The sequence below is a fragment of the Sphingobacterium sp. T2 genome (assembly GCF_000814685.1).
GTDB lineage: Bacteria > Bacteroidota > Bacteroidia > Sphingobacteriales > Sphingobacteriaceae > Sphingobacterium > Sphingobacterium thermophilum.
The window spans coordinates 1-12,215 of the sequence record NZ_JXAC01000073.1 but is presented as its reverse complement, the minus strand read 5'-3'; the positions used below and the strand labels follow the sequence as shown (position 1 = coordinate 12,215).

General features: G+C 39.8%; 11 protein-coding genes and 1 pseudogene. 4 read left to right on the top strand and 8 right to left on the bottom strand.

Features of this window, described 5'->3' with window-relative positions; all coding sequences use genetic code 11:
• Positions 1-109 precede the first annotated feature (109 nt).
• Positions 110-1,948, bottom strand: coding sequence for a S46 family peptidase (locus SD31_RS05690; RefSeq protein ID WP_052258701.1), 1,839 nt, complete (start codon positions 1,946-1,948; stop codon positions 110-112).
• 160 nt (positions 1,949-2,108) lie between these two features.
• Here SD31_RS05690 and SD31_RS05685 point away from each other — a divergent pair, with 160 nt between their 5' ends.
• From SD31_RS05685 to SD31_RS18560, 4 genes are read left to right on the top strand one after another with little or no spacing between them, the layout of a single operon-like run.
• On the top strand, positions 2,109-3,050 hold the full coding sequence (locus SD31_RS05685; protein ID WP_039053420.1) for a hydrogen peroxide-inducible genes activator: 942 nt from the start codon (positions 2,109-2,111) through the stop codon (positions 3,048-3,050).
• A gap of 4 nt (positions 3,051-3,054) precedes the next feature.
• Positions 3,055-3,591, top strand: coding sequence for a chloride channel protein (locus SD31_RS18570; RefSeq protein WP_231561218.1), 537 nt, complete (start codon positions 3,055-3,057; stop codon positions 3,589-3,591).
• A 50-nt stretch (positions 3,592-3,641) separates the two neighbouring features.
• Positions 3,642-3,851, top strand: a complete 210-nt coding sequence (locus SD31_RS18565) for a hypothetical protein (protein WP_231561220.1) — start codon at positions 3,642-3,644, stop codon at positions 3,849-3,851.
• Positions 3,760-4,842: a chloride channel protein gene (locus SD31_RS18560; protein ID WP_316929782.1), complete on the top strand. Its 1,083-nt coding sequence runs from the start codon at positions 3,760-3,762 to the stop codon at positions 4,840-4,842. The genes SD31_RS18565 and SD31_RS18560 overlap by 92 nt, the downstream gene beginning before the upstream one ends.
• A 9-nt stretch (positions 4,843-4,851) precedes the next feature.
• On the opposite strand, the gene SD31_RS05675 is transcribed toward SD31_RS18560, so the two are convergent.
• The 7 genes and pseudogenes from SD31_RS05675 to SD31_RS19965 all read right to left on the bottom strand — a co-directional run bounded on the left by SD31_RS05675 (position 4,852) and on the right by SD31_RS19965 (position 12,035).
• Complete coding sequence (locus SD31_RS05675) at positions 4,852-5,442, bottom strand: riboflavin synthase (RefSeq protein WP_039053419.1); 591 nt, start codon at positions 5,440-5,442, stop codon at positions 4,852-4,854.
• Between the two features lie 592 nt (positions 5,443-6,034).
• A complete protein-coding gene (locus SD31_RS20705) occupies positions 6,035-6,169 on the bottom strand; it encodes a hypothetical protein (protein ID WP_316929781.1) in 135 nt (44 codons plus the stop codon).
• Positions 6,170-6,190: 21 nt separating this feature from the next.
• Positions 6,191-6,385 (bottom strand): annotated as a pseudogene (locus tag SD31_RS20700) (cytidylyltransferase domain-containing protein); the annotation flags it as partial.
• Positions 6,381-6,779 (bottom strand): cytidylyltransferase domain-containing protein, encoded by a 399-nt coding sequence (locus SD31_RS20695; RefSeq protein WP_316929780.1) that lies wholly within the window; start codon positions 6,777-6,779, stop codon positions 6,381-6,383. The pseudogene SD31_RS20700 and the gene SD31_RS20695, both read right to left, overlap by 5 nt.
• Positions 6,780-6,874: 95 nt before the next feature.
• The gene (locus SD31_RS05665; protein WP_039053418.1) at positions 6,875-9,064 is read right to left on the bottom strand and encodes a glutamine synthetase III; all 2,190 of its coding nucleotides are present in this window, start codon (positions 9,062-9,064) and stop codon (positions 6,875-6,877) included.
• Positions 9,065-9,430: 366 nt separating this feature from the next.
• Complete coding sequence (locus SD31_RS19970) at positions 9,431-9,730, bottom strand: alpha/beta hydrolase family protein (RefSeq protein ID WP_052258700.1); 300 nt, start codon at positions 9,728-9,730, stop codon at positions 9,431-9,433.
• Positions 9,723-12,035, bottom strand: coding sequence for a S9 family peptidase (locus tag SD31_RS19965; RefSeq protein ID WP_052258699.1), 2,313 nt, complete (start codon positions 12,033-12,035; stop codon positions 9,723-9,725). Before SD31_RS19965 ends, SD31_RS19970 begins: the two co-directional genes overlap by 8 nt.
• Positions 12,036-12,215: the final 180 nt, after the last annotated feature.

Here is a 12,215-nt window from a genome sequence, read left to right as displayed (position 1 = left end):
TCCATATTGTATAGCATGTTTACAGGCACTTCATTGGTTTTCTTTACTTACGTAAGGTCCGAAGTCTTTTTTCTCCCACGCTTCTTTGATTGCCTGCGGGTATCTGAATTCAGGTAATCCTGAATTTCCTTTTTCGATTAAGTCCTTTGATGGAGGTGAAGGGAGCCATATAGGTAGCATCGGCAGGGCTATAGCCTTTGATGTTACCGAATGTAAGGCGTAGTGTAGAATTGGCGTCAGGGATAAAATTTTTTGCCTGATAAATTTCCTTTACAGCAACATAATCTCCCATAAGGCGGTTAAGAATGCCTTCCCGTCGTGTAAGCTCTTTTCTGAAGACAGCAAGCTCATTTACTAAATCTTTGTGGATTTTGAGCACTTCGTCCGAATACGATGCAAGCGTATTATAGTCTTTCAATACTGAAGACTTGATATTTTCCAAAGATGTAAGCTTAGAAAGCTGAATAGCTTGCTGTATATATGTCGACGCAGCCTCAGCATTGGTGAAGCCTTTAGTTTTGATAGCTTCTATTGTGTTTTTGTCTTGGAAGGTGTACGCTTGCGCAAACATATGTCCTGCGATATTTTTATCTACAGTAAGGTGATAGCTTTCGAAAATATTGGACAGCTGTTTCAGCACATTTTCTTTGTTACTTTCAAAAATACGTTTTTTATCCGCATCTTTCGATTGGTTGGCAACAGCCTGTTGGAGGTCCTGAATGACTCTTGCAATCTGGAAGGTTCGTATTCCTGTGTACATATTATTGAACCACAGCTCACGCATAGCATCCGAGAATACCAGTTGGTAATGTTTGTCTATCTCTTCCATCAGGGTGCCATATTTACTTTTTAGCTCAGGTTTGGATTGAATGAATGTGGCCAATTCGGTATCTTCTTTCTTTTTAGAGCCTATAAGGTCTATGTTACGCAAGCCCTTTAATTTTCCTCTATAGTTTTTGAGTACGTTGGCATTACGTTTTACGCGTGTGGCCAAGGCTAATTCTATGGCTTTGTCCTCCTTTCCAGCCTGCAACATCTGTTGGTTTTGGAAGTCGTAAAGTTCCGAAACGTAAGGCAGTAAAAACTGCTGTTGGTATTCGATGAATTGTGCCGGTCTATGACGGAATGTTCTTCCCGGATATCCGAGGATGAACACGAAATCGTTTTCTTCTACTCCTTTAGGATTTACTTTTAAGTGTTTCTTAGGCTTATAAGGTACGTTGTTTTTCGAGTACTTTGCCGGTTTTCCGTCCGGTCCTACATACGCACGAAGAAAAGAGAAGTCTCCGGTATGTCTCGGCCATACCCAATTGTCGGTTTCACCACCAAATTCTCCTATATCTTGTCTAGGAACATACACTAAGCGCACATCTTCTATAGTCTTATAACGGAAAAGCACATACGACTTACCGATAAACATTTCCGAAACTTCGGCTTTGATGCTCGGGTCTTTCGCTTCCGCTTCTTTTGCTATTTCGTTGCATACTTTTTTGATAGTATTGATACGCTCTATAGGGTCAGTTATGTTGGCTACAGCGTTTAACACGCGGACAGAAACGTCTTCGTAAGAGTCTGTTATACGGATGGTAAGACCTTTTGCTTCAATTTCCTGTTCCAAGGTAGAGGCAATAAAACCGTTTTCTAGGTAGTTGTGTTCCGGTGTTGAAGCAAGCTGTACGGCACTGAAAGCACAGTGGTGGTTGGTAATGATCAATCCGTTAGGGGAGACGAAAGACCCTGTACAGCCGGAAACTTGTACCAAGGCATCCACCAAACCTATCTGTCCTGGATTGTAGATATCTTTTTCACTTATTTTCAGTCCTGCTTTTTTCAATCCTGCACGGCTTAACTCACTCAGAGGAAACATTCCCTCATCCGGAATGGATGCGGTAAAAATCGGTGCTGCACCGAGCAGCAAACCTGCTAACACTAATGATTTTACTTTCATTTTCTGCTCATCTATATTTTATCAAAAGTAAGAAATCTTTTGTTTATGTGGCAGTAGGGAAAATTAAGATGTCTTGAAAAGTCATTTTTTAGTCATGGATACACATAGTTATAAGTCAATGTGTATAATTTTCTATTTTTGTATAAATATTATCTATAATATGACCTTAGTTCAATTGGAATATATCGTTGCGGTCGATACCTATAGAAGTTTTGTCGCTGCAGCAGAGAAGTGCTATGTCACCCAACCTACGCTGAGTATGCAGATACAAAAGCTGGAAGAGTCCTTAGGGGTGAAAATATTCGATCGAAGCCGCCAGCCGATTGTTCCTACAGAGATAGGGATGAAAATTATTGAACAGGCAAGAGTAGTGTTGATGGAAAGTAAGAAAATCCAAGAGATACTCTTGGAAAAGAAAGGAGAATTGGAAGGGGAGCTGCGTATAGGTGTTATCCCTACGGTGGCGCCTTATTTATTGCCTGATGTGATTACAGCCTTTCTAAATAAATATCCTAAGGTAAAGCTTCAGATCTGGGAATATACCACTGAGAGGATTGTACAGGAGTTGAAGCAAGGTATTTTGGATTGTGGTATTTTGTCTACGCCGCTAGGAGACAATAATATTATGGAAACACCTTTGTTTTATGAACCTTTTGTAGCGTATGTTTCGGATAAGAGTGCACTTTATCAAAAGAAAGTTTTGAGTACGGACGACATAGCACAGGAGAAGTTGTGGCTACTTAATGAGGGACATTGTATGCGAGGGCAAGTATTAAATATTTGTAACTTCAAGCATAATTATGGTTTGGATGGTACTTTCGACTACAATACGGGGTCTGTAGAGACCCTGAAACGCATGGTGGATATCAATTCGGGAGTGACTATACTTCCTGAGATGAGCATCATGAATTATGACGAAGATCAGCTTGCGCATGTGCGTTATTTCAAGGCGCCGGAGCCTGTACGTGAAATTTCACTTGTCACTACGCAAAATTATGTAAAGAAACAGGCGGTAAATACGTTGAAAAATGAGATATTGGCTATAGTGCCAGAAAAGTTTAAGTCTAAGAAGAAAAAAGAAGTAATGGGTTTTGATTTATAAAACTGTGGGAATAATAGCAAACAAGATACATCAGCTGAATAAATGGAGGATGCACAAGGTTTCCAATCGTAACTTTGTGATATTCTTAGCATTTGTTGTAGGTATTGTAGGAGGAATTGCAGCCTCTTTGCTAAAAGGCCTAACTCATTCTATAGCTTCTTTTCTGCAGGATGATATAGACTGGCACTACAAATATTCTATCTATCTGATTTTTCCTCTTATAGGTATATTGCTATCCGTATTATATATACGGAAAATCCTGAAAGGAAAAAAGTTTGAACACGGCATTACGCCCATCATTTACGCTATTTCACGGAAATCTAGCCGTATTGAGCCACACAATATTTATTCTCAGATTATTACGGCGGCGTTTACGGTAGGTTTCGGAGGATCCTCGGGTTTAGAGGCTCCTATAGCCCATAGTGGAGCGGCTATAGGATCGAATATGGGGCGGCTCTTTGGATTGAGTTATAAAGAGGTGACTATGCTTTTAGCGTGTGGGGCCTCTGCCGGTATTTCGGGCGCATTCAACAGCCTATAGCGGGAATGATCTTTTCGATAGAGATTCTGCTTACGGATTTCTCTATTCCGGTGCTAATTCCATTACTTATATCTTCGGCATTGGCGGCTGTAGTGTCCAAGATTTTTTATAGTGAGCCTTTGTTTTATACTAATACTACCCATTGGGAGTTAGAAGCTTTATTTTTCTATTTTTTATTGGCAGCTTATAGTTGGAGTTTATACAATTTATTTTTCAAAGCTCAGCCAAACTATCAAGTCTTGGTTTTCAAGGATTCATAGTCCTTATATTAAGGTGTGGGTAAGTGGGGTGTTATTAGGGATATTTATTTTCATCTTTCCCGCTCTGTATGGGGAAGGGTATCTTACCATACAGCAACTGCTAGACGGACACTTTAATGCTGTCGTAAAAAATAGTTTGTTTTCGGATTTTAAGAATGTGACGTGGGTGGTGTTGGCTTATACGGTCCTTACATTATTTGCCAAATCCTTTGCTTCGTTGATTACCGTCAATAGTGGTGGAAATGGAGGTGTGTTTGGTCCTAGTTTGGTGATGGGAGGATTGCTAGGCTTTGCTTTTGCTTATGGAGTCAATATGACTGGTATCATACAGCTGAATGTTCCTAATTTCGTCATGGCAGGAATGGCAGGAGCCTTGAGCGGTATCATGCATGCCCCATTGACCGGCCTTTTCCTCATAGCGGAGGTGACGGGCAGTTATGCCTTGATGGTGCCCTTGATGATTGTTTGTTCCATATCGTATTTGATTAACCGTTATGGGATGAAACATTCCATTTATACTAAAGTGCTTGCCGATTCGGGAGACCTCATTTCGTATGAGGATAAGGATCGGACGGTATTGAGCATGATGAAATTGCGGTATGTTATAGAGCACAATTTTGTAGTGCTTTATCCTGAAGAGACGCCCAACATGCGTAAAACGGATATTATACATTCCAAACGGAATATTTTTCCCGTAGTAGATAGGAAGGGTAAGTTTCTGGGGATTATTTATAGTGAGCGTTTATTTTCTATTCTTCTTGGTGAGGAAAAAGGAGCTGACCTGCCGTTTGAAGTACTGGCACAGAAACCTAACGATACAGTGTTGCTCGATGAGAATATGGAAGTTGTAATGCAAAAGATGAATAGGGATGATGTGTGGATACTGCCCGTGCTGGATAAGGATGGAACCTATTTAGGGTTTATTTCTAAGTCAGCCGTATTCAATAAATACAGAGCATTGCTCATGCGGCAGAGCAGCTATTTGGAATAAAGATGGCTCTTAATCTCTAAGAGCCATTATTTTTGAAACATATTTTCCTACAATATCGAACTCCAAGTTTACAATATCACCCTCTTCTACAAATTTAAGGTTGGTATGTTCGATGGTGTAAGGGATAATCGCTACGGAGAATTTATCTTTTTGAGAATTTACGACCGTGAGGCTGATTCCATTTACGGTTATAGAACCTTTTTCTACCGTAATGTTATTTGTTGATGTGTCATATTGAAATGTGAAGAGCCAACTTCCTTGCTGGTCAGTTTTTTCAATACATGTTGCCGTCTGATCTACATGTCCTTGAACGATATGTCCGTCAAACCGGCCATTGGCGGGCATGCAACGCTCCAAATTAACTATATCGCCTATTTGTAGAAAGCCTAGGTTGGTTTTACGCAAGGTTTCATCGATGGCGGTAATCTTATGTACATTGTTGGCTACTTCTACCACGGTAAGACATACACCATTATGTGCAACGCTTTGATCAATCTTAAGTTCATTCGAAATGGGCGATTCAATATAGAAATGTAGGTTGCTTTGCTCTTTTTTTATGTCTTTTACGACTCCTAACGTCTCAATTATTCCTGTAAACATACTTTTTACCTTTGATTACAAAGGTACATAATGATTTTTATATATTTTTTCTTTGTATTTAGTTGAATTTGTTAGTGAAAAGAGTAATTTTGAGTTGTTTTTTTATGGTTTTCTTTGCGTTTTTTATTATGTGTTTAATGTTGTTTATTAGGTTTTTTATGTTATTGTGTGAAATTTTTATAAAAATATTTGTTTTTTGGTTTTTTAGTTGTATTTTTATATCGATTTCAAGGGTTTTAGTTATACTAATTCGAGTGGTTTTAAATTCTTAAGTTAAAAATTGTTAAAACTCTTGATTTTTTAATGGTTGAACCTTAATTTTGTGTATCATAATTTAGGTTTATAATTGGTTATCTAGAAAGGTTTTCATTCTCCCCGTTTGAAAACCTTTTTTATTTTGGTAATTTTTTGATAAAAAAAATGTCTTTTTTGATTTTTTTTCTTCCAAAAAGTGTTAAATCTTTAGTTAGGTAGCTTTGTTTTTGTGAAAAATAGGGGAAGTAAATTTGATTTACTTATGTTTTTCAAAAAACAAGGTGTTGAAAGTTTGAGGGATAATGTGATAGGAAATAATCAACCAATAGGGAGAGACCTATTGGTTGAAATATTTTTTTAGGATATATTGCAAATCTTCGGGCGTATCTATGGCGTCATTTGTGTGGTTGGATAGAGCGGTTTGTATATGGTATCCATTGTCTATCCATCGTAGTTGTTCCAATGCTTCCATACTTTCCAGGTCCGATACGGGAAGATTGGTAATTTCTTTGAGGATGTCGATGCGATATCCATAGATTCCTATATGGTTGTAGTAAGGTCTCTTGTCTAGCCATTCTTTTTTGTCGACTCCGCGCTGGAAAGGTATGGCCTGGCGTGAGAAGTAGATGGCTTCTCCTTTTTTGTTTAGGACGACCTTGGGTTTGTTTTCGTTAAAAAGGTCGTCAATGTTTTCTATGCGTTTTACGAGAGTAGCGATTTGTTGTTTTAGGGTTTTCGAAGCAGGAAGCCAATAGATCTATCTGCTGCGGATCGATGAAAGGTTCGTCTCCCTGGATATTTATAGCGATGTCAAATCCGTTCAGCTTGGAGGCTACTTCCGCACAGCGATCAGTTCCGGATTCGTGGGAGCTGCTAGTCATCATAACATTTCCAGCAAAGCTTTGAACATGTTCATAAATACGCTGATCGTCTGTTGCGATGATGACCTCATGAAGGGATGCTGCACTTTTACATTGTTCGTATACGCGCTGAATCATAGTTTTGCCCGCGATATTGGCCAGCGGTTTTCCGGGAAAGCGGCTAGAGCTGTAGCGCGCTGGGATTATTCCTATTATTTTCATAAAGGTAAATTACTATAATTTCCCCAAAACAAAAAAAGTAGTTGTCGATTAAGACAAACTACTTTCGTGTTAGAAGTTATATTTAGATTGGTTAGTTAGTGAATGAATAATAGCTCACGTAATTTTGGTAGAGGCCATTTTGCATCGTCAATAATCTTTTCAAGTTTATTGACGTGGTAACGGATCTCATCAAAATAAGGCTTCACTACTTCGTCGTAAGCGATAGCTTTTTCGCGAACGTCTTCGATAACATTAGCTTTTTTACGAGCTTGACGCATTTCTTCTGCTTTTTCCAAGATGATGTTGGTGTGTTTAGAGATGCGTTCGATCAAGTTGAGTTGTGAAGAGTATGCTTCTTTAGGTAAGCCTAAATCTTTTAGTCCTTTCACATTTTCGATCAGCTCGTTTTGGTATTGGAAGCATGCTGGAGCGATTTGGTTATTCACTACTTCACCAATCACACGTGCCTCGATCTGTAATTTTTTGTAGAAGTTTTCCAACAAGATCTCGTGGCGCGCTTCAGATTCACGTTTAGAGTAGATGCCTAACTTTTCAAATAGCTCTAAAGATTCCTCTTTAACGTAAACGTCTAATGCTTTAGGTGTTGATTTGATGTTAGACAAACCTCTAGCTTCGGCTTCAGCAGCCCATTCATCGCTATAGCCGTTGCCTTCGAAGCGGATAGGTTTCGATTCTTTAATGTATTTGCGGATAACGTTCAAGATTGCAAGATCTTTTTTCGTTCCTTTTTTGATTTGTTTATCTACTTCAGCCTTGAATTCAATCAATTGAGCTGCAACGATAGCATTTAAGATCGTCATTGGTAAAGCAGCATTGGCTGAAGAACCTACAGCACGGAACTCAAATTTGTTGCCTGTAAATGCGAAAGGCGACGTACGGTTGCGATCTGTGTTGTCTAATTTCAATTCAGGAATTTTAGGTATTCCATGCCACAAGTTTGTTTCGGCTTTTACTTTCTTCGCTACTCGTGCAGACTCAACCTCTTCCAAGATTTCATCTAATTGCGAACCTAAGAAGATAGAGATAATCGCTGGAGGAGCCTCGTTAGCACCAAGACGATGGTCGTTAGAGTGGCTGGCGATAGATGCACGTAACAAATCAGCGTGCTCGTAAACGGCTTTGATGGTGTTGACAAAGAATGTCAAGAACATCAAATTGTTTTTAGGAGTTTTTCCCGGAGACAACAAGTTTACGCCAGTGTTGGTAATCAAGGACCAGTTGTTATGTTTACCGGAACCATTGATTCCTGAATAAGGTTTTTCGTGTAATAATACTTTGAAGTTGTGACGGAAAGCAACTTGATCCATTAAGTTCATCAACAACTGGTTGTGGTCGATGGCCAAGTTGATTTCTTCATACATTGGGGCACATTCAAATTGTGAAGGTGCAACTTCGTTGTGGCGTGTTTTTAAAGGGATACCTAATTTTAAGGCTTCATTTTCCAAGTCCACCATGAACGCCAATACGCGATCTGGAATAGCGCCGAAATAGTGGTCTTCCAATTGTTGGCCTTTTGCGGACATATGACCAAACAAGGTACGACCTGTCAATTGTAGGTCAGGACGTGCGTGGTATAAGGCCAAGTCCACAAGGAAATATTCTTGTTCAATACCTAGAGAGGCATTTACACGTGTAATCGATTTATCGAAGTATTGACATACGTCAGTAGCAGCTTTATCTACGGCAGCAATAGCCTTCAATAAAGGTGCTTTGTAATCCAATGATTCCCCTGTATATGAAACGAAAACTGTAGGGATGCATAATGTCTTTCCTGCAGAAGTCTCGTAGATGAAAGCAGGAGAGGTAGGGTCCCAAGCTGTGTAACCGCGAGCTTCGAATGTGTTGCGGATACCCCCGTTAGGGAAAGAAGAAGCATCAGGCTCTTGCTGTACTAGGGCATCGCCAGTAAACTTTTCGATAGCATTTCCGTTTTCATCTGGTTCGAAGAAAGCATCGTGTTTTTCAGCAGTAGAACCTGTCAACGGTTGGAACCAGTGAGTGTAGTGAGAAGCTCCATTTTCGATAGCCCAAGTTTTCATCGCTTGAGAAACGATGTCGGCTAACTCGCGTGAAATAGGAGTGCCTTCTTCAATACATTTTGATAATTCTTTGAAGGTTGATTTTGGCAAGTAAGCTTGCATCTTTGAGATGGTAAAAACGTTTTTACCAAAGATTTCTGTTGCTCTTTTTGTGCTCACTTTCTCGTCTGAGAAGGCTTTTCTAGCAGCAGCAGCGCTTACTGATTCGAATCTGAAGTTTGACATTGTATGTTCGTTTGGTTTTTGTTATTCTTTGTTTTTTAATGTGTATCAAAAATACAGTATGAAATCAAATTTTTATAATTTTTTTTGATTTTTTTTATCAAAAAATAGTGTGTTGTATAATTTTTAGTGCGGATTTTATGGTTTTTGTTTGAAAAACAGGGGTGTTTTTGTCTTTTTTATGTGATTTTTTATGATTTTTTGGTGGTGTTTTTGTTGGTTTGTTGTGTTTTGTTTGTGGGTTTAGCCTATGTTTTAAGGTGAAAAGAGGAGGGAATAGTGTATGATTTCACTACAAAGGCAGTTGTATGGGAGTATAATAAATGCAAAGACCCGGTAAATTCCGGGTCTTTGCATTTTTTGGGAACATTAATCGGTGATGTTAAATCCCCAGTCTATTCCTTTTTTTACTGCAGGGACACCTTTTTTGATCCAATCTGCAGCAGGTTTACCTTTAAGGAAGTGGTCGAAGAATTGCGCTTGACGTCTTTGTATGTCTTTACGATTTTGTCTTTCCATCAGATTGTGACCATCTCCATTATAGTTTAGTAACCATACTGGTTTTTGAAGTCTGCGTAGAGCGGTAAACATTTCGATACCTTGATACCAAGGTACGGCACCGTCGTTGTCGTTATGCATGATAGCTACAGGGGTAGTTACCTTATCCATGTTGAATAGAGGGGAGTTTTCTAAGATAAAGTTCTGGTTTTTCCCATAAGGTAGCCCCTAGACGGCTTTGTGTTTTTTCGTACTGGAATTGGCGTGACATACCGGTTTGCCAGCGTATTCCGCCGTAAGCAGAAGTCATATTTACTACCGGAGCGCCGGCCCATGCAGCGGCATACATGTTGGTACTGGTGATGAGGTGTGTCACTTGGTAACCTCCCCAGCTTTGGCCTTGGATACCCATCTTGGTAGAGTCTACCCAGCTGTTTTTCGCCAAATAGCGCATGCCTGAGTTGATATACTCTTCTGCCGATTTGCCAGGATGTCCGATTTCGTAACGGATATCCGGAGCGAAGACTAGGTAACCGTTACTTACAAAGTAAGGGATCATCAGACGAGATGGGGTAGGTGCCGGCTCATGATAATTATATAAGCCGTCTGACAATACTTCATAGAAGTAGGCAATGATTGGATATTTTTTGTTTGGATCGAAGTTTTCCGGCTTGTAGAGTATACCTTCTGCGTCGTAGCCTTTTGGTGTTTTCCATCTTACCAATTCGGCAGTACCCCAGTTGTATTGTTTTTGCTGAGGGTTAATATCCGTAAGCTGAGTAGCTTTTACGAAATCTTTGGAAACAAAGAGATTCGTTGATTCTTGATAATTTTCACGAGAATATGTGAAGATGGTTTGATTTTCATCAGCCGATATTCGCTTATAAACGTGTTGCGACTGGATGATTTCTTTTGGAGCCTTATTTTTAGCTATTTCTAGTTTGAATATTCCGTTTTGTTTGTCGTTTTCGTTGAATGATGACAACAAGACCACTTTTTTGGGGTCTAAATAAGTCGTCATCGAACGAGGTTTGTTCGAGCTGAAGGAAATTAGACGGAATCTAATTTTATTGTTGCGCCCCGCAGATTGAGTGATGTTTTTTGGCGTTTTGCCGTCAAAGTCTACATACCATAGGTCATATTTATCATAAAGATATACGCCTTTGTGGTCGTTTGACCAGCCGGCAATGCCATAAGATTGTGGAAGGGCAGGAGAGTCGTTATCCTCATTGCCAAAAGTAACATTGAGGTTGCAGGTTAAACATGCTGTAGTCTTGGTGCTGATATTATATGCATACCAATTTTGATTTTCTTTGTCAAAGAGCAACACATGTGTTGCCTTCGGAGAAAGAGCTGTATTTCCTAGGAAATCACGTCTTACCAACTGGCGATTTCCGTTGTTTAGCGATACGACATATATGTCCGATCTTGTGCCGTCAGACCATTGCCTTGCAATTTTGTTTTCTAAAGAAGTGTATGACGTTAATCCCCACTCTTCGTCGGCATTTTCAGTAAGACTAACGTTTTCGAACTCAAGATTTGCAAGAGGTACTAGTTTATTTTCGGCAAAGTGATATACTGCTCTGTATGTTTTGTTTTTCAGCAGAGGAAGGGAGGCCAACTGTTGTGTCATCAATAGCTCGTCTTGCCAGTGCCAGATGTCCACTTTTGCGTGTTCGAATTCCACTAATGTGGTGTCCTTGACTTTTGGTATAGGAGCTATGCCGAAGAACAACCTGTTGCCACTTGCGCTGAACGACAGGTTTGTGGACGTCGGAATGTACCAGTTGTTAGGTATCCCTGCTGTGTTTTTTGAAATAAGCTCTTTGGCAGATTCCGCTTTGAAGTCGTACTGATAGATGCTAGGCATCTTCAGCAGTGCTTTTGCAGAGCTTGTATCCACGACGAAAGCCAGCTTATCAGAAGCATCGCTGAAGGTAATATTTTGAAAGGTAGCTTTGCCGTCGTAAATCTTCTTTACCTTTTTGTCTTGAAGGTTATAAACATATAATCCTGGGGTTTTGGTGCTATCTTTTTCAGCTCCTTTAATATTATATACAAAATACTTTTCGTTGTCGTCAAAGTAGAAATTCTCCGCTTTCCAGAATTGTAAGGTGTCTTTAGTTCTTAGGTTATAGAGAATGACTACCAACTCTTTTTTTGCTGATGTTTTTTTGGCTGGCGCCTTTGTTATTGAAGTGTCGGCTTTAGTGGTGTCTGCTTTGCCTTTTACTTCAAGCTCTTGGGAGAAAGCGATGTACGAATCGATTTCGCGGGCGGCTTTCCAAGATTTTATTGGTCCAAGCTTGGTGGACTGTTTGGTTTGGATGTCGAAAAATACCAGCGAATCTTGAGGCATTTCGTTAGGCTTTTTCTTCTTGATTTTGGCGTCTCGAGTTTCTTTGTAAAAAGGCTTTACCGTATTAACCAAGAAGCGTTCGTCTTTGCTAAGTTTGGGAGATACGCCTCTGGCCACATGTAGCAGAAGGTTGTTGTTTTGATCTTTCAGCTCTGTGTAGGCATCACCTTCTTGTGCGTTGACGGTGTAATAGACGTACTTGCCGGATTTGGAGATAGCATTGTAACCAATGCTTTTCCAAGAGTCAAAGGCTCTATGGTCAATGGCGGTTTTTCAATGCACAAGCGCAGGAAAAAA

What these genes read in the sequence shown, in the direction of transcription:
- SD31_RS05690 (WP_052258701.1), bottom strand. Translation starts at nt 1,948, where the DNA reads ATGAAAGTAAAATCATTAGTGTTAGCAGGTTTGCTGCTCGGTGCAGCA.
- SD31_RS05685 (WP_039053420.1), top strand. Translation starts at nt 2,109, where the DNA reads ATGACCTTAGTTCAATTGGAATATATCGTTGCGGTCGATACCTATAGA.
- SD31_RS05675 (WP_039053419.1), bottom strand. Translation starts at nt 5,442, where the DNA reads ATGTTTACAGGAATAATTGAGACGTTAGGAGTCGTAAAAGACATAAAA.
- SD31_RS20705 (WP_316929781.1), bottom strand. Translation starts at nt 6,169, where the DNA reads ATGGAAGCATTGGAACAACTACGATGGATAGACAATGGATACCATATA.
- SD31_RS20695 (WP_316929780.1), bottom strand. Translation starts at nt 6,779, where the DNA reads ATGAAAATAATAGGAATAATCCCAGCGCGCTACAGCTCTAGCCGCTTT.
- SD31_RS05665 (WP_039053418.1), bottom strand. Translation starts at nt 9,064, where the DNA reads ATGTCAAACTTCAGATTCGAATCAGTAAGCGCTGCTGCTGCTAGAAAA.
- SD31_RS19970 (WP_052258700.1), bottom strand. Translation starts at nt 9,730, where the DNA reads ATGGATAAGGTAACTACCCCTGTAGCTATCATGCATAACGACAACGAC.